Here is a 17873-nt window from a genome sequence, read left to right as displayed (position 1 = left end):
TGCCCACCCTACGGTTGTTTGAGGTTGTTGATGGTTGCCACTAAGCTCTCTCTGGCCGATTTCCTGAGTCTGGAAACAGACTCAGATGCTCTTTGTGAGTTTGTGGATGGGGAAGTGATCGAGATGCCGCCAGAGAGTCCGCGAAACGTTTTGGTCTCATTATTTCTATTGCAACAATTCTTGCAAATCCTGCCCTTGCACTGGTTGCGCCGAATGGATACCGAAATCGTGGTATCTGGACGAGTGCGGTATCCAGATTTGCTGGTGTTGGGCGAAGACTTAGCGGCACTGTTAGAAGACACGGACCGCAGCACCATTACCGAAGACATGCCAGCACCGCTGTTGGTGGTAGAGGTGGTTTCGCCCGGCAAAGCCAACGAAGCTCGCGACTACCGCTACAAGCGATCGGAGTACGCAGCACGGGGCATTTCAGAATATTGGATTGTTGACCCGGCTAAGGCCAAGGTGACGGTGTTGACACTAGTGGATGGCTTATACGAAGTTCAGGAGTTGCAGGGGAAGGCCCTGTTGTGTTCTCCTCAATTTCCAGGGTTGAGTTTGACGACAGCCAAGGTGCTATCGCCAAAAGGCACGGCGCTTTGAGTCAGGCTTATATTTCTGCGAGCAAAGCTGGCAGCGGTATAAAAACTTGCACCATGAACCGTAATTCGTGGCAACCTATGGGCTTATTAGAGAGAGCCGATTGGGAGACACGTGGTCGTTATGTTGCAGCAATCAGACAGAGCCTCGAAGCAATCTGTGCATCCTTTAGGAAGGCCGGGGGGGCGATGGCGCTATGTGCCCTGGGTAACCCTAGGTAGTTTAGCTATCTTCTGCCCCGCTGCCCTGGCCCAAAGCTCTAGCACCGCCGATCTTCAAGTGGCCCTAGATACCGTGTGGGTGCTGGTGGCCGGATTTCTGGTGTTCTTTATGAACGCCGGATTTTGCATGCTTGAAACTGGCTTTTGCCGCAGCAAAAACGCCGTCAACCTACTGGCCAAAAACCTGATTGTATTTGGCCTTTCGACTCTAGCGTTTTGGGTGGTGGGCTTTGGCCTCATGTTTGGCGATGGCAACCCGCTGTTTGGTTTCTCGGGGTTCTTGCTGCAAGCTGCCGACAACAGCCCGGCCACCGGGGCAGACTATCAAGGCACCTTTAGCTCCCTGGCCTGGGCCGGGGTGCCGTTAAACGCTAAATTTTTCTTTCAGCTGGCCTTTGCGGGGACGGCGGCTACCATTGTCTCTGGGGCAGTGGCCGAGCGCATTAAATTCTTGGCATTTTTTATCTTTAGCCTGCTGCTAGTGGGGCTGTCGTATCCGATCACCGGTCACTGGGTATGGGGCGGCGGCATGCTCTCTAACCTAGGCTTCTACGATTTTGCTGGGTCTACAGTGGTGCACTCCGTCGGCGGTTGGTCGGCATTGATTGGGGCGATTGTGCTAGGGCCACGGCTGGGGCGCTTTCAGGCGCGTCCGGTGGCCATGCCGGGGCATAATTTGAGCATCTCGGCGCTGGGCTGTCTGATTCTGTGGTTGGGCTGGTTTGGTTTTAACCCCGGCTCAACTATGGCCGCTGACCCCTTTGCCATTAGCCACATTGTAGTTACCACCAACATTGCTGCTGCCCTCGGCGGTCTAGCCGCCACCGTGACCTCTTGGATTTACCTGAGCAAGCCCGACCTGTCGATGATTATCAATGGGGTGCTGGCGGGGTTGGTAGCGATAACGGCCTCCTGCGCCTACGTCAATTTGGGCAGCGCGGCGCTTATCGGCCTAGTCGGCGGGGTCATTGTGGTCTTCTCGGTCACGCTGCTTGACGCGCTCAAAATTGATGACCCGGTGGGGGCTGTTTCGGTACACCTGGTGTGTGGCGTCTGGGGCACTTTGGCTCTGGGGCTGTTTAGCGCTACTCCGGGCGTCTATTCATGGTATGACGAAACATCTGGCCCCCTGGCTGGGTTGCTGATGGGGGGTGGCATTCAGCAACTGCTCATTCAGCTCTTGGGCGTTGCGGCGGTGGGGGCGTTTACCGTGGCCTTTAGCCTGGTATGCTGGCTGACGCTGCGGGCCACGGTAGGCATTCGCGTATCTGAGACCGAAGAAATCCAGGGTCTCGACCTGGGCGAGCACGCCATGGAGGCCTATCCGGAGTTTCAGGTGGGGCCGTGACGAGTTTGGATTTGCGCTTTGCGATTTTGGATTGGGGTGAGCCAACGAAAATCCAAAATCTAAAATCCAAAATTGCTAGACAAAGTGGTACGGGGGAAGGGCTTCGCTGAGCATGATGCTCCAGTGGGCGGTCTGCGATCGCCACTCTTCTACCCGCTGCTCTAGACCCTCAGCAGCAGCGCGATCGATCAGCAGGTACACCCGTGCTTCTCCGGCGGGGCTCTCGGTCTCAATGTAGTTTTCGTAGAGGGTATGGAGGTGATCGAGAACCTGATCGAGCTCTAGGCGCTGCTGCTCTTGGGCGGCAGTTTGATCTTGAAGGCGCTGCTTTTTCGCCAAAAAGTAGTCGCGCCCGGTCAGTCCTGCAGCCAGGGGAGGCAGCTCGACGGCTTGGGCAATTAGTTTGAGCTGGTACTCAACTTGGTGGCCTAGGATGGCGAGCTTGGCGGCATAGTCGGCCCCTTGGCTGGCTAGGTGGGCCTTGAGATGCTCGATGGAGGCAATCTGGGTGCCAAACCGCAGGGGCAGCAGGGGGGTGTGCTGAAATAGCTCACAGATGACGCGATCGTGGCTGAGCACCGCATTGAGCAGCCGGGGTTCGTCGGTTTGCAGGGTCTGGAGATCGACGCCGGTTTCAACTAGGGCAGCGACATTGTCTACAGCAATCAGCTGGGTGGGTGCGGCCAGCCCGAGGGGGAGGGGCAGAGGTTGCAGGGGGCGGGGGCAAATGCTGTAGAGATAGATGGGCTCTTGGGTTAGCCCTGGGGTCAGCTCTGGAGACACGATATCTAAGGCCTTTGGGATGCGCCACAGTTCGATCTCACTCTAGGCGATCTGCTTGAACATTTTTAGATTTTGAATTTTAGAGAGGCAGCTGTAATGGCTGTAGCTAGGCTGGTTGAAGTATTTCCCAAATCCAAAATCCCAAATAGCCCTACAGCGTGGTTTGCAGAGTAAAGCACCAGTCGAGGGTCAGGATCCCTGCCTGGCAACCGGCTTCGGCATCGAGCCGGTGTAGGTTAATTGGAGTACCCTGGCCCAGAGCGGCGATCGCAGGGCTATGCGTACTCAGATCGCAATCCACTAAGGCGTTTAGATCGGCCACGGTGAGCGGTGAGCCCCAGGGGTCATCAGCCACATCCACCACCGCCTCGGCGGGCAGCGCCTGGGGAGTGGTGGGTAGGAGTCGTCCCCGGCTGAGATCCACAATCCAGCTGCGGTTCGAGGTGGCGAGCTGCAGCAGCGGGCGCAGGTAGAGACTGCCCTGCTGCCAGCTCAGCCCCGGCGGCAGCACCTGGGCAGACACGCCACCCATGAGCTGCATTACCCGTTCTGAACTTTGGGCCAGGTGCCAGCGCAGCCGGGGCCACACATCGGCCACAAGCACCGGCTCATGGACAAAGGTGTGCTTAAATAAGCCGCTGGCTCCCTGAACCAGGTTGGTGGCGGCATAGGTGACGCGGTTACAAAGGGCTTCCTGGTCGCCCTGGGGGCTTGGCAGCATCTGGGGTAGATGCTGTGCCACCACTTGTTCTACATAGGTGCTCAAAAAGATTTGAATCCAGCGTTCATCGGTAAAGGTGAGCCAGTCACCCAGCACGCCAGCGGTGGCACTGTCTGGGCCATCGACCAGGGTGCTGGCAAAGTCGTCAAGGGTAAAGCCCGAGGCAGTTGATCCTGTGCTTGGCTTACCCCCCGGCGGCAGATACAGCGCATCGGGCATTGCCTCGTTATGACCGGCATGGGGCTGAGGCGGCCCCTGGGCCTCCATTTTGGCCAGGTGCAGGTGCAGGTGCAGGGTGCCAGTCTGCCAGGGCTGAAAAGGGCGCAGGGCGTCAGCCTCGCAGCCGTCGCCCAGGAGGGCGCTGAGTCCAGGTTGGGTATAGCCGATTTGCTCAGCCGTCTGGGCCAGCAGATCGCCACAGGATACGGTCTGGCTGGCTAGGTCATTATCGAGTAGCTGAACTGCGGTGGCCTCTGTCAAATAGAGCGGCGGCAGTGGGTCGGTTTGGGTCACCAAGTCGAGGGCATAGCTGGTCTCTTCGACGGTGAGGGTGAGTACCGGCACCAGGCGCACAACATGTATTCCCCCCTGGGAGCTGGGGCTAAAGATGCGGGCCTGTACGCCCTCGATCAGCCGCATAACTTCGTAGCCGCTGCTGGCGAGCATCCACAGCAGGTGGGGGACTAGGGTGGGTATCGGTATTAGGGTGCTGGTAGAAGACGGTGCTGGTGCGGTTGATGGAATTAGTAGATCCAGCAGTTCCCCGGTTTCTTCAGCTAGGTAGGGGGCCAGGCTCTCGGGGGTCTGGGGCAAGTCGGTGGGCCAGCCGCCCAGGGGCGATCGCAGCCTCAGGCTTTGGGCCACCAACTGCTTCACCGCCGCCGCGATCGCAGGCATTTGCCCTATGGACGGGCGCTCGATGGCCAAGGGAGCCATGCGGCACACCGTATTGCCCAGGGTTGCGGCTGTAGAGCCTTGCAGTGGGGCCGTATCGGCCTGCAACCAGGGGGTCAGCGATCGCACAGCGGAGGAAACCATAGCAACAGCCCACATGGGGGGGGTGAGGGATCTCCCTAGAGAGTGCCTATTTCTGCGGCAAAAGCCACAGGGCGTTGCAAATCTATGGGTAGGGGCACAGCGTGCTACCACGCCACGTAGGGCAGCGTGGCCGCCGTGGCTCGAATGGCCTCAGCGTTGGCGACGAGTTGGCCACAGGCATCCCAGGTGCCCGCCAAGAATGCCTGGCGCACGCCCTCGGGCATCGCCACAGCTCCAGCCTCGGCCCCAAAGGTCACGGTTTGGGTCGCCAGATCGAGCGTTACAACAGTTGTTGGATCGGCTTCTAGCGCGGCCTGCACCTGGCCCACCACCTCAGAGGTGGCCGTTAGGCAGGGGATGCCGATCGCCACGCAGTTGCCAAAGAAAATTTCTGCAAAGCTCTCGCCCAGCACGGCTTTAATGCCCCAGCGGGCGATCGCCTGGGGGGCGTGCTCCCGCGATGAACCACAGCCAAAGTTGCGGTTCACTACCAAAATTGTGGCCCCCTGGTACTGGGGCTGGTCAAAGGGATGACGGCTCTCTAAGGCGGCGCGATCGTCGGCAAACACCTGCTCGCCCAGCCCGTCAAAGGTCACGCACTTGAGAAACCGAGCCGGAATAATGCGATCGGTGTCGATGTCATTGCCGGTGAGGGGAATGCCGGTGCCGGTGATTTGTTGTATTTGCGTCACTGCGATCGCTCCTTACCCTTGCGCCTCTGGCTTAAATCAGCAGGCCACCCCCAATAGAGACAGCCGCTTATCAATAGTAACGTCTGGGCGCCTCTGCAAGAACCCCGAGGATCCTGTCTTAGGGGCGTTCCCGTCGATCTAAGTTCAGGGCTGAGCCCTAGCTTTTTAACAGGATGATAGCAACGGTTAACCCAACCATAAACTTTAGTATCATCCCTAGGCATCCGCAAATCAGGGGAGTATCTTAATAGATAAGGAAGTGAATCGCCTGACACAAAAACCGATTTCTTCCCCGACCGATCGAATAGTTCAGTCCTGTTAAATAGGAGGTACGTTATCGATTTAACGTCTGAATCTATCTCGTCAAATACCAGCAGCACTTTACTCGGTTGTTGATATTTCCTCTCTGTAGCTGATAGAGAGCTCTGTTGAGAAATGCCCAGAGACGCTATAAACCCCACGCGATGGTTTCTTTACGACGGCATTTAAACATCTCTATTTAATCGGAACTTTCTTGAGGAAAACTCTCAAGTAAATCAGTCAAAGTGCTGCTGTCTCCGACATACTTAGAATTGCTTAAACAACATCCTGTCTGGAGGAAAATAATCCAGTCCATTGTGTCTAGTTACAGGCTATAAGGTTTAAGTTTAGAAGCCCCCGACAGTTCATCTGTCGGGGGCTTCCCACTATTATTGGTCTGCTTTAGTTGGACGGTCTAAAGTCGAGTCTATCCCTCAACCTGCATGCCCTGGGGTCCGTGGATGAGTTCTGACAGTTCTGGCATCACTATATCGGCCTGGGCCGTCGGCATCGATCCCATTGCCGATATGGGCTCTTCGATCGGGGCGGGGGCCATCATATCGCTGGGCAGAAAGATGCGGGCACTCACCGCCAGCATCGCGACTGCAAAAATCAGCACAATTAGCAGGGGGGCAATGTAAGACCGAAAAAACGACATAGGGCGATCGCGTGTAGAGGCGCGTGTGAAGGGATGTAACCGTTGCTCTCATCTTACACGGAAGGCGGGGTAGAGGGGATGAGCAAAATGGAGGAGATTAAGGAAGGCAACAGGCGGTGAGATGATTATTAAAGAAGGAATTCAAGCGTCACAGTTCAGCAATATTTCTCACCCCCTCACCCCCTCATCCGGCCAAACAGCTCGCTTTAGAAGAGGTGCCCTTGGTCAGCAGGGCTTCGACCCGGTGGGCCGGCATGGGCTGATAAAAGAAAAACCCCTGGCCGTAGCGGCAGCCGTTGGCCTGCAAAAATTCCAGCTGTTTTTCGGTTTCAATGCCCTCGGCAATGGGGTCGAGCTTGAGGCTGTCAGCCAGGGCCAAAATCGACTTCACCAAGACTGGGTTCTCAGCCTCGGTGCCCAAGTGGGTGACAAAGCTGCGATCGACCTTGAGACCGCTGAAGGGAAACCGCTGAAGATAGCTGAGGGATGAAAAACCAGTGCCGAAGTCGTCAATGCTTAGCCTGATGCCATGGCCTCTAATCTGTTCGAGTATAGCCAAGTTGTGGTCAACGTTCTCAATCAACAGGCTTTCGGTAATTTCTAGGGTAAGGCAGTCGCTGGGTAGCCCAAGATCACTCAACAGGGTGGTGATGTCGTCCACCACGGCGGCATCGCGCAGTTGTACGGCTGAGAGGTTGACGCTCAGCCCCATGGCCCGCACCGCCGGAAACTGCTGTCGCCACTGGCTAAACTGGCGACAGGCTGACCTCAGCACCCACCGCCCTAAGGGAATGATCAATCCGGTCTCTTCGGCAATGGGGATAAACTCTGCCGGAGAAATCATGCCGTACTCGCTGTGGGGCCAGCGAGCCAGCACCTCAAACCCTTTGATTTGGCCATTGCTGAGGTTGACAATGGGCTGATAGTGCAGGGCTAGCTCCTGGTGCTCAATGGCGCGGCGCAGGGCTTCTTCCAGGTGCATTTCGCGCAAGACTTGCAGGTGCATTTGGGGGTCAAAGAGGGCATAGCGCCCCTTGCCGCTAGCCTTGGCACGGTACATGGCAATGTCGGCGTCGCGCAGTAGATCCACACCGGTCTGGTGGCGAGCAGTGCAGAGGGCAATGCCAATGCTGGCGCTGACAAAGACGTCGCGGTCTTTGAGCGCAAAGGGCTGACGGATCTCGGCCAGCAGCCGCTCAGCCACCTGAATCACCTGCTCTATGCCCGCGATGCCGTTGAGCAGCACCACAAACTCGTCGCCGCTCAGCCGGGCCGCCAAATCTTCTGGACGGGTGGCCGCGACTAGCTTTTGGGCAATAGCCATCAGCAGTTCGTCGCCGATGTGGTGCCCGAGGCTATCGTTGATTAACTTGAAGCGATCGAGGTCGATGAACAACACCGCTGCGGGCTGTCGCCGCTGGAGACCAATGGCGGTATCGAGCCGCTGGAGCAGCAGGGTGCGGTTGGGCAGCCCGGTGAGGGCATCGTGACCGGCGTCGTATTCGAGCTGGGCCTGAATTTCGACTTTGTCGGTGACGTTGCGGGACGTGGTTTGAATGCCGATCACCTGACCGGATTCGTTAAAGATGGGTTTGGTGAGGGTTTCGAGCCAGATGTAGTCTCCCGATTGTTTTTGCATGCGGTAGGCAGCGGGCAATACCGTACCCCCTAAGACATCCTGGTGGGCACCTTGCCGAATTTGGTCGGCGTCGTCTGGGTGAAAGAACCGATAGGGGCTTTGGCCCAGCATTTCGTCTGGGGTGTAGCCCAAAATTGCCTGGCATGAGGGGCTGACGTAGATCAGCGTGCCGTCGGGCTCGTGCAGGCAGACGAGGTCGCTCATGTTTTCGGTAATCAGCCGCAGCTGGGCTTCGCTTTCTCGCAGCGCCATCTCTGACTGAATTTGGTCGGTAATGTCGCTGACGGTAAATACTAGGCTGACAATTTGGTCGTCAGAATCTTTGACGGGGGCACCGTTAATGGAGAGCACGCGCCGCTGGCCGTTGGACCATTCGATCGCATGGCGAATGTCGTACACGGGTTCCCCCGTGGCCATCACGATGTTGAAGGGCTGTTGGTCGTCGCACCAGGGGCTGCCATCAAGGTTTGTGGCGCGCCAGTCGGGGGAGTTGTAGGTGCGCTGGGTGAGGCTGTTGAGGGTGAGGCCCAAGACGGTTTCGGCGCGGCTGTTGGCAAACAGAATGCGCCCGTCGGGGGCCAGTACGGTAATGGCGGCGACGCTTGTACTCATAACGCTGTTGAGCAGGTCGCGCTCGGTTCTGAGGGCCAGATTGGCGGATTTGCGCTCAGCCTCTAGCCGGGCGGCGGCGCTGATATCAAACAGCAGACCGTCCCACACCGTAGTGCCGTCGGGCTGCTGCTCGGGGTTGGCAATGGCCTGAATCCATTTCATGGTGCCGCTGGGGAGGATAAACCGCCCCTGCCAGTGAAAGGGGCTCAGGGTTTGGGCCGACTGGGCGATCGCCGCCGTCAGCGCCGGGACATCGTCTGGGTAGATCACCCGCCACGCCAGGGTGACATCGTTGAGAATTGCCTCGGGTTCTAGCTCGTAGAGTGTGCGGGTGCCGGGGCTCATGTAGGTAAAGGCCTGGTGCCCAGTGGCGGCGTTTTGTTCGTAGCGGTAGATCACCCCCGGCAAATTGGCGGCTAGACTCCTGAACCGGGCTTCGCTGGCGCGGAGTTCTAGCTCGGTCTGCTTGGTTTCGGTGATGTCTCGGCTAACGATGACGACAATCCAGCAGTCGCTGCCATCATCGCGCCGCGATGAGTAGTGTTGAGATATGTACCGCCACGAATTGTCTTGGTGCTGAAAGCGAATCTCAACGGTAGTGGTCTGAGCCGGGAAGAGCACCTCCTCCATTAGGGGCTGAATGACCGACTCTAAATCCTCGGGGTGGACGCGGCTGCACCAAAGGGTGGGGTCGGCCAAAAAATCGCTGTCTGCAAAGCCGTAGACCCGTTGATGTCCCGCTGAGAAGTAGGTGTATTGCCAGCGGCGATCGCAGAAGACCAGCAGCTGCGACAGGGCCACACTGTCTAGGTCAATGTCCCAGCGGGGGAGGGGGTTGTCTGCTGCGGGGGAGGGTTGCTCGCTGTGACGGGGCCGTTGGTTCAGCCGTTGCCTTCCTAGCACTGCGGGGAGGCCAACAATTGCCCCTAGCCCCAGAACCCCTAGCCCCAGCCAGCCGGGGTTAAGGGTCGGGGCGGCGATCTCAGCCTCGGTGCTGAGCGGCGATCGCCGTTCAGCACCCTCCCCAGGAGCCCCGATATCACTCGCTCCAGTCAGGAGTAAACAGACGGCTGCGATCGCAGCCGTCCGTGAGGCGTTCATTGTGGTGCAAATTAGTGCTGGCCAAAAACCCATACCTAATCCTCAACCCGCCTGCCCGTTGCCCAGGAATCGCCCAAAGGCGACCGATCTTCCTCGGGGGCAGTGGATTTTAGCGGCAGTTACACAGCTGGTGCCAAGGTGTCGTACCTAAATTACCCAAACCTTAGGCAAAGCTCGCAGGCCGACCCCTCCGTTCCCCCGTTTATCAACAACGGATAGCAGCCGGAGGATAGGGGAAGCTTCCTGACGGGTCGGGCACCGGCCAAAACTTCAGAAATCGGGATTGCAACCCACAAAAGCTGACCTATCATTAGCGCCAGGGGCGTGGGTGGGTATGCTGACAAAACGAGCTCACTGGGGGCCGCACCAGCCTACTGAATCTGCAAACACCGTCGGTGGAGGGGAAGTTATGAAACTGCGTTACGCCATTTTGCTGCTGGGTCTAGGCCTGATGATTGGGGCCACTCCGGGGAGAGGCTATGCCCAAACTCCCGCTGAACCTGAGCTGATGGAGCCCGAGGTAGCTGAACCTGAGGATTTGGATCTCGAAGGCCTTGAGCCTGCCCCCGCCGAGCCGGAAATGCCTGAGACTGAGGCGGCTGAGCCCGGCCTATCGGCCATTGGAGCCTACAATTTGGGGGTTGAACGCTACAACAGCGGTGACTATACCGCCGCCCTCGAAGCCTTTGATACGGCGATCGCCAAGGATCCTGGTCTAGCCAACGCCTACCTGTACCGGGGTCTGATCTACTCAGAGCAGGGCGACTACGATCGCGCCCTCATCGACCTCAACCAGGCCCTTAGCCTTGACCCCAGCAACGCCAACGCCCTCTTCGCCCGAGGCAGCGTTTACTACCGCCAGGGCGAGTCTAGCCAAGCCCAGGCCGACTTCAACGCGGCCCTAGAGCTCAACCCCGACTCCGTAGGAGCCTACCTCTATCGCGGCCTGATTGACACCCAGCAGGGTCGCCACGACCTCGCCATCGAAGATTTCTCCACCGCCATTGAGCTCACCCCCGACAATCCGACCGCCTACGTGCTGCGGGGCTTTGCCCTTGAGCGGGTGAATAACTACACCGCAGCGGTAGCCGACTTTAGCCGCGCTATAGAGCTGAACGGCGATCTGCCCCGGGCCTACATGGGCCGCGGGGTATCTTACTACCACCTGGGCCTGTTTGACGCCGCTCTTAGCGATCTCAACGAGGCCGTCAGCCGCGACCCCGAACTGGCGCGGGCCTACCTCAACCGCAGCCACGTCTACTTTCGCCAGGGTCGGCCCAGCCGGGCTTTAGAAGATTTAGACCGCGCCATTGAGCTCAGCCCTGAACTGGCCGAGGCCTACATGAGCCGGGGCACCATTCGCGCTGACCAGGGCAATCTGCGCGGCGCTCAGCAAGACTTTGCTCGAGTGCTCCAGCTCAACCCCGACTCGGCTATGGCCTATAAGCAAAAGGGCGATGCCCTCCTGCAAGCGGGAGATCCAACAGCGGCGATCGCAGACTACACCGAGGCGCTGTTCCTCGACCCTGCCTACGCCGCTGCTTTCAAAGCCCGGGGCGATGCCCGCCTGTCCACCGGGGATGTCTTTGGGGCGATCGATGACTATAGCCAGGCCCTCGCGGCTCAGCCCAGCTACTTAGAGGCCTACTCGGCTCGCGGCTCGGCCTATCTCCAGGTCAACCAGCCCCAAAACGCCTACCAAGACCTCACCCAGGCCATTGTCAGCTCATCCAACAGCGCCGACCCCAGGCTGTTCTACAACCGGGGTGTGGTGCGCGCCCGGTTGGGCGACGATGCCGGTGCCCGCCGCGACTTTGAACAAGCCGCCCAGCTGTTTTTGCAGCAGGGCGAAGCCGCAGGCTATCGGCAAACGCTAAACCAGATGAGCCAGTTGTAGAGGGTCAGTGGATGAGGAAGATGCGGATCTGGGAGAGATAATGGCTACAGCCGCTGAAAACGTGGCTGCCCTTCTTCTCTTCAACTTCCCTACCTCCCCCATCTCCCCATGCATCACCTCTGGCGTGCCCTGCGGCTGATCGTTCTGGCCCTAATCTTGGGCTGTTTGTTGCTGTTGGCCCTGGCAGAACCAGCCGTGGCCTCTGTGCACACCTACCATGAGCAACCGGGACAAACCACCTACCGCTCGCGCCAGAGCCTGCGTGACCAGACTGACTTAGCCTGGCAGGTCACAATGTTTAAGCGTTACACCGGGGGAATGTTTCAGGGCACCTATCTGCGGTTAGTCGGGTTTCCAGGGCAGAGCGTCACCGATTCTAACTGTGACTTGGTGATTGAAACCGGCACCAGCGCCCAGTGGCAAGCCCCGCGCCAGCTCGATCCTCAAACCCAGGTGCTGCCCGATGGGGTTGCCCAGTACCAGATGGATGCTGTACTGACAGACCTCCAGCGCCCGATTCCGCTGACGCTGCGGGTGCCGCTGCGGGGTGGTGGCACCGCTCGACTGGTGGCGGCCCCCTACGTGGTGGAAGAATGGCTGCAACTCTACGCCATACCGGAGGGTAACGCTGGCCACAGCTCTAGAACGGCTGGATTTTAAAAATAAAAAGCCGGGTAAGGCGCTATCACTGAGGAGCGAACACTCCACAATGTCCTGTGGCCCTACCCGGTCTTAGCTTTGGAGCACACGCGAGTCTACAGGATGTTTTGATAATCGTTCATAGACCAGAATTCGCCAATACATGAAAGTTCTGATAAGTTCAGGATCTTGTTCAGGTGATGGGAAAACGAGGCGATTTTGGGCAAGAACCGGGACAAAAAACGTTTCTTCTTCAATCCTAACCATAAATTGCTGAAAGAGTATCTAGGGCCGGGAACTTTCTGGGCGTGGGGTCGTCTGTGTGGGGCTACGAAGCGATTGAGCCATGGCTGAGGTTGACCCACGCTATGACATCCAGCCCCGGGGTGGGTAGGGGGTCTGTCGGCAATATTGCGAAAGGCTAAGTAACGCAACGGTACGTACCAATCCTCAGCGGCACTGGGCCGGTCGGCCAATTCATCGGGTTAGGATGACTTTGCTAGTTTGGGATTACAGGTTCATGCTCGTCATTATTCTAATTTTTGTTGTCGGTCTTACCCCAGCTCTGGTGTCGGCATACCTCACCGTGCGGGCTGACCGAGATGAAAAGTGCAGCAGTGCTTCAGCGATGCCTACGGCCCTAGGCCAGGGCATGCTCCAGCTGCTCGATGGCAATGCCGACATGCACTATGTCGAGGGTATGGGCTACATGATTGGCGACATTACCTGTGACTTAAACGCGCGATCGCCCTACCTGCGCTGCGCGACTAATCCCATGGGGCCCTGTGATGGATGCAGTACCTATGCTCCCAAGGTCTTTGACCGCCAGGTTTAGCGCCAGTCAAGCCCCAAGGCAACAGTGAGTAATGAGGCACCTAGGGCTTGTCCCTAGGTGTTTCGTTTGTGAGCGATCGGGGTTGGTTCGAGGTTGTGGGTAAGGCGATCGCCACAGTCTAAACAGCCTGCGATACAATCCTTAAGATAATCCTCTAAACTCCGACCGGAATACCGGGGTTTATGGGAGAATAGCGAAAGTGAACGCTAAGCAACTTATTTATTTGCACCCTGTCGAGATTAAACGGAGATTTGAGATGGCGCTTCAACTTGGCGATCAGGTACCTAACTTCACCCAGCAAACCAGCGAGGGTGAGATTGACTTTTACAGCTGGGCTGGCGATAGCTGGGTGGTGCTGTTTTCGCACCCCGCTGACTACACCCCCGTATGCACCACTGAGCTGGGCAGCGTGGCCAGGCTCAAGCCCGAGTTTGACAAGCGCAATGTCAAAGTCATTGCCCTCAGCGTAGACAGCGCCGATTCCCACCAGGGCTGGATTGGCGACATCAACGAAACCCAGAGCGTGACCGTTAACTACCCCATCATTGCCGACGACGACAAAAAGGTCTCCGACCTCTACGGCATGATTCACCCCAACGCCAACGCCAAAGTGACCGTGCGCAGCGTGTTTGTCATTGACCCCAGCAAAAAGCTGCGGCTGACCATCACCTATCCGCCGAGCACCGGACGCAACTTTGCCGAGATTCTGCGGGTGATTGACTCGCTACAGCTCACCGATAACTACAGCGTCGCCACCCCCGTCGACTGGCAAGACGGCGAAGACGTGGTAGTGTCTCCCGCTATTCCTACCGAAGAAGCTAAGCAGCGCTTTCCTAAGGGCGTTACCGAAATCAAGCCCTACCTGCGCATGACTCCCCAGCCCAACAAGTAGGGGCAGGTCATCACCAACCACGCTAGGCGCACTGCGGTGCGCCTTTTTTACGACTAATTGGGGAGTGTTGGGGGGTAACGGCTGTATTACACTGCCCCTAGCACTGAATTCTGTAGGTATCGCGTGTTAGACGAGCAAGCTAAGAAAACCCTTTTACGCAAAATTCCCCACGGGCTCTATGTCTGTGGGGTCAAAGATGGGGACGAGGTGAACGGCTTTACCGCGAGTTGGGTGATGCAGGCATCCTTTCAGCCTCCCTTGGTGGTCAACTGCGTCAAAAACGACTCCACCTCCCACGCCATGGTCAAAGCGAGTGGTGTGTTTGCCCTCAGCTTTTTAGAAGCTGGGCAGAAGGAAATGGCCCAAAACTTCTTCAAGCCCCTGCGCCGGGAGGGTAACAAGTTTGAAAACATCGAGTTCTACCCGGGCCCTGAAACCGGCTGCCCCATCATTAAAGACACCTTGGGCTATGTGGAATGTCGAGTGATCGGCGCTGTCGAGCATGGCGACCATACCGTATTTGTGGGTGAAGTGGTCGGTGCTGCCATTCACCGCGAAGGCGAACCCCTCCTACTCGAAAGCACCGGCTGGAACTATGGGGGGTAGGTAAGGGTTAAGTTCTCAGGTTTGAAGGTTGAGTTTTACCAGTCAGGCTTTGATTCAAAACTCAACATTCAACATTTTTCTCGCTCCCCATCCATTTCCCTATCTCCCATGCCCCTGATAAAAATCCAAACCTCCATCCCCACCCCAGACAAAGCCCAGGTTGAAGGGCTGCTCAAAGATCTCTCCGCCAGCTTGGCCAGCCACTTGGGCAAGCCCGAATCCTACGTAATGACTGCTTTTGAGGCCAACGTGCCGATGACCTTTGGCGGTACCACCGATCCCGTGTGCTATGTCGAAATTAAAAGTGTTGGCACCATGGGCGGCACCAAAACTCGGGCCATGAGCCAGGAGTTTTGCACCCAACTCGAAACCGCCCTGGGGGTGCCAAAAAACCGTACCTACATTGAGTTTGCCGATGCCCCTGGGGCCATGTGGGGCTGGAACGGCGGCACCTTTGGCTAAAGAAATCGTCTTAAGTTTCTAGAGAAGAAGACCCTGCTGACGAGTAAAGGGCTGCCTCCGGTGCTCTGTTGCGGCCATTAATGGGTTTGCCAGCAGGCCTTCTCCAGTACAAAATCCTAGCGGTTAAGATAAGCCAAAATCACTACTATGGGACACCCTCTCCTTCGTACTCTGGCCCTCGGTATTGCTGGCGCGCAAACCATTATTGGGCTTAGTCTGTTCTCAGATCTGCTGCCAGGTCTATGGCCTGACGGTATGGCCTATGCCAACCAGAGTTACCCTACCCAAGCCGACTTCGAGTTTCAGGAGGAGGATCTAGCACTCGCCGCAGAAGGTTTCCAGACAATTTACGTCGATGCCCTGGGGAATGTGCTGGGTACGTTTGTTACCGTTCCTGGGGCTCGCCTTAAGGTCTATGCCAACGGCCAAATTGCGATCGATCGGCGCGACTTCACCACAGAAGTTACCACCTTTAGCGATGGCCGCATTCGTGCCGTTGGCGAGGCTCGATTTGAGTACTTCAGCAATGGTCGCGTTAGCAATATAAACGGCATTCGCTTTAGCTACTTCAACAGTGGTCGCCTGCAATCTATCGGCGATGTGAGGTTCAGCTACTTTAGCCGAGGCCAGCTCCAGAGCATTGACGATGTGTTCTTTGACTATGAGCGCAGCGGTGTGATCAGGAGCATTAGTCAAATTCAAACCAGCGATGGCATCCGCATCGTTGTAGTGCAGTAAAGCCTTTAGGTGTATCCATAGGTTGCGATTCTACCGATCGCATTTGGCGCTCTAAAACGGGACGTCTTTGTCGGCGTGGGAAGGTTGCTTAGCTGCGGCCTCAGAGGGCTTGAGCCCAGTGGTATCGGGTTCTGGGTTGAGATCGTCGTCTAAATCGACCACCTGGCCGTTGAAGAAGTGGGCAAAGTTTTTCACAGCTCGGTCGAAGTCGCTGGCGATCGCAGGCAGTGACGTCGCGGCAGGTGTGGAAGAGCTTGCCTCTGCCGGGAGCGGCGGATCGGGACTTGGAACCGTTGGCGAGTCAGCGGCAGGTGCTGGGGCAGGTGGCGGAGTCGGAAGAACCACCGGGGCTGGGGGGCTGGCGGTTTGTTGCCCCGGCGCCTGGGAAATGTTTGGGGCTGGGGCTTCAGGCTTTGGGTCGGGCAGCACCTCTAAAGAAACCTGCACTTTGTGGTTGAGTACCAGCTGAAAGGCGGCTTCCACATTCTCGACTCGGCCCTGGGCCATCTTAAACAGTGGCCTAGAGCTAATGCCCACCCGAGCCACCACGCCGTCGAAAAAGAGCAGGCTGCCCTGCTGTTGCATCAGTGCGCGGGTGCCTAGGGGCTCTAGCACAGCTATCACCTGAAGCCACAGCTGCCCCAGGTTAGGGGATGGGGTGGCCTCAGCGGCGGGCAGCGCTTCTTGACCATTGTTGGGGGGAGAATTTGATGCGGCGGCAGGCGCGGGGGTGGGCGAAGGCGCTGCCCCATTGGCAGTTTCCGGCGGCAGTGCTAGGTCTGCAGGGGCGGGCGGTGGCACTGACAACGGTGGACTGACGATTGGCGGTGCTGGCTGAGGCGGGGGGCTGGGTGCGATCGTTGGGGTGATCGGAGGTGCGATCGCACCTCCAGCCCGCCCAGCGCTCATGGCACCACTGGCCTGCCCTGCCAGTGTCGAGGGCAGCAGCCCTAGCAGCGTCACCTCTAGCCACAGCCGGGGCTGGGTGGTGTTTTTGATCTGCACCTCAGCACTGCGCAGGTGCTGTTGCCCCAGCAGCAGCACAATTGGATCCAATTGTTGCACCAGGGTTTGCATGTCGGCCCAGGTGGGGGGAGTGATGGCGACTAGATCGTGGCGATCGCCCGCCGTCTTCGCAATCAGCAGATCGCGGTAGAACCCAGCCAGGTTTTGCAGCACAATCAGCGGCTCCCGGCCCCGATCCATCAGCTTGCGGGCTCCGTCGAGCACGGCGGTGCTGTCGTCGCTGAGAATGGCCTGCACCAGGGTTAGCAGATCGCGCTCTGGCACCGCCCCCACCAGATCCCACACTGAATCAGCTTCTACTGGGGGCTCTAGCAGACTGAGCTGGTCGAGCAAACTCTGGGCATCGCGCAGCCCCCCTTGGGAAACCTGGGCCACCAGCCGCAGGGCTGCGTCGTTGATAACGATGTTTTCCTGATCAGCAATTTTTCGCAGGTGAGCGATCATCGGCTCTAGGGGAATGCGCCGATAGTCGAACCGCTGACAGCGAGAAATAATTGTCGGCAGCACCCGCTGAGGATCCGTCGTAGCTAAGATAAATACCACATTGCTCGGTGGCTCTTCCAGAGTTTTCAGCAAAGCATTGAACGCCGCCGTGCTGAGCATATGGCACTCGTCCACGACGTAAACTTTATACCGACACTGCACCGGGGCAAACTGGGCGCGCTCGATCAGTTCGCGGATGTTATCGACCCCGGTGTTGCTGGCGGCGTCGATTTCAATAAAGTCGAGGGCCGAGCCGTTGGTGATCGAGCGACAGGTGTCGCAGACACCGCATGGGTTTGGGGTGGGGTGATCTTGGGCAATGCAGTTGAGTGACTTGGCCAAAATCCGGGCGCTGGAGGTCTTGCCCGTGCCTCGGGGGCCGCAAAACAGGTAGGCCGGGGCAATGCGCCGCTGGTTGAGGGCGCTGGTGAGGGTAGTTGCGATCGCATCTTGCCCGACCAGAGCGCCAAAGGTCTGGGGGCGATACTTGTGGTGCAGCGGTTCGTAGGCCATAGCACTAAGATACCGTGCTCGCTCCTATCTCTGGAGGGTTAAGCTGACTCTTCTAACTAGGCCAGGGCT

General features: G+C 57.9%; 15 protein-coding genes. 9 read left to right on the top strand and 6 right to left on the bottom strand.

The window, feature by feature from the left end; all coding sequences use genetic code 11:
* Positions 1–30: 30 nt before the first annotated feature.
* Positions 31–603, top strand: a complete 573-nt coding sequence (locus VB780_RS24210; protein ID WP_323353751.1) for a Uma2 family endonuclease — start codon at positions 31–33, stop codon at positions 601–603.
* A 120-nt stretch (positions 604–723) separates the two neighbouring features.
* Positions 724–2169: an ammonium transporter gene (locus VB780_RS24205; protein WP_323353750.1), complete on the top strand. Its 1446-nt coding sequence runs from the start codon at positions 724–726 to the stop codon at positions 2167–2169.
* 75 nt (positions 2170–2244) lie between these two features.
* Here the strand turns inward: VB780_RS24205 and VB780_RS24200 are convergent, their stop codons facing one another.
* From VB780_RS24200 to VB780_RS24180, 5 genes are all read right to left on the bottom strand, one after another.
* On the bottom strand, positions 2245–2952 hold the full coding sequence (locus VB780_RS24200; protein WP_323353749.1) for a GvpL/GvpF family gas vesicle protein: 708 nt from the start codon (positions 2950–2952) through the stop codon (positions 2245–2247).
* A 151-nt stretch (positions 2953–3103) separates the two neighbouring features.
* On the bottom strand, positions 3104–4711 hold the full coding sequence (locus VB780_RS24195) for a hypothetical protein (protein WP_323353748.1): 1608 nt from the start codon (positions 4709–4711) through the stop codon (positions 3104–3106).
* A 104-nt stretch (positions 4712–4815) separates the two neighbouring features.
* Entirely contained in the window at positions 4816–5403 is a 588-nt protein-coding gene (gene leuD, locus VB780_RS24190; protein WP_323353747.1) for a 3-isopropylmalate dehydratase small subunit, read from the bottom strand.
* Between the two features lie 727 nt (positions 5404–6130).
* Positions 6131–6361, bottom strand: a complete 231-nt coding sequence (locus VB780_RS24185) for a hypothetical protein (protein WP_323353746.1) — start codon at positions 6359–6361, stop codon at positions 6131–6133.
* Positions 6362–6545: 184 nt separating this feature from the next.
* Positions 6546–9713, bottom strand: coding sequence for an EAL and GGDEF domain-containing protein (locus tag VB780_RS24180; RefSeq protein ID WP_323353745.1), 3168 nt, complete (start codon positions 9711–9713; stop codon positions 6546–6548).
* Between the two features lie 409 nt (positions 9714–10122).
* Here VB780_RS24180 and VB780_RS24175 point away from each other — a divergent pair, with 409 nt between their 5' ends.
* The 7 genes from VB780_RS24175 to VB780_RS24145 all read left to right on the top strand — a co-directional run bounded on the left by VB780_RS24175 (position 10123) and on the right by VB780_RS24145 (position 15782).
* Complete coding sequence (locus VB780_RS24175; protein WP_323353744.1) at positions 10123–11610, top strand: tetratricopeptide repeat protein; 1488 nt, start codon at positions 10123–10125, stop codon at positions 11608–11610.
* Between the two features lie 108 nt (positions 11611–11718).
* Complete coding sequence (locus VB780_RS24170; RefSeq protein WP_323353743.1) at positions 11719–12270, top strand: DUF3122 domain-containing protein; 552 nt, start codon at positions 11719–11721, stop codon at positions 12268–12270.
* Between the two features lie 499 nt (positions 12271–12769).
* Positions 12770–13084: a DUF6464 family protein gene (locus VB780_RS24165; RefSeq protein ID WP_323353742.1), complete on the top strand. Its 315-nt coding sequence runs from the start codon at positions 12770–12772 to the stop codon at positions 13082–13084.
* Positions 13085–13340: 256 nt separating this feature from the next.
* The gene (locus tag VB780_RS24160) at positions 13341–13976 is read left to right on the top strand and encodes a peroxiredoxin (RefSeq protein WP_323353741.1); all 636 of its coding nucleotides are present in this window, start codon (positions 13341–13343) and stop codon (positions 13974–13976) included.
* Positions 13977–14099: 123 nt separating this feature from the next.
* Positions 14100–14582, top strand: a complete 483-nt coding sequence (locus VB780_RS24155; protein WP_323353740.1) for a flavin reductase family protein — start codon at positions 14100–14102, stop codon at positions 14580–14582.
* Between the two features lie 108 nt (positions 14583–14690).
* The gene (locus tag VB780_RS24150) at positions 14691–15044 is read left to right on the top strand and encodes a phenylpyruvate tautomerase MIF-related protein (RefSeq protein WP_323353739.1); all 354 of its coding nucleotides are present in this window, start codon (positions 14691–14693) and stop codon (positions 15042–15044) included.
* A 147-nt stretch (positions 15045–15191) separates the two neighbouring features.
* Positions 15192–15782: a hypothetical protein gene (locus VB780_RS24145; RefSeq protein ID WP_323353738.1), complete on the top strand. Its 591-nt coding sequence runs from the start codon at positions 15192–15194 to the stop codon at positions 15780–15782.
* 51 nt (positions 15783–15833) lie between these two features.
* On the opposite strand, the gene VB780_RS24140 is transcribed toward VB780_RS24145, so the two are convergent.
* A complete protein-coding gene (locus tag VB780_RS24140) occupies positions 15834–17804 on the bottom strand; it encodes a DNA polymerase III subunit gamma/tau (protein ID WP_323353737.1) in 1971 nt (656 codons plus the stop codon).
* Positions 17805–17873 lie beyond the last annotated feature (69 nt).

The organism is Leptolyngbya sp. CCNP1308 (assembly GCF_034932455.1).
Taxonomy (GTDB): Bacteria; Cyanobacteriota; Cyanobacteriia; order Phormidesmidales; family Phormidesmidaceae; genus Nodosilinea.
This window is presented reverse-complemented; position numbering and strand designations above follow the sequence as displayed.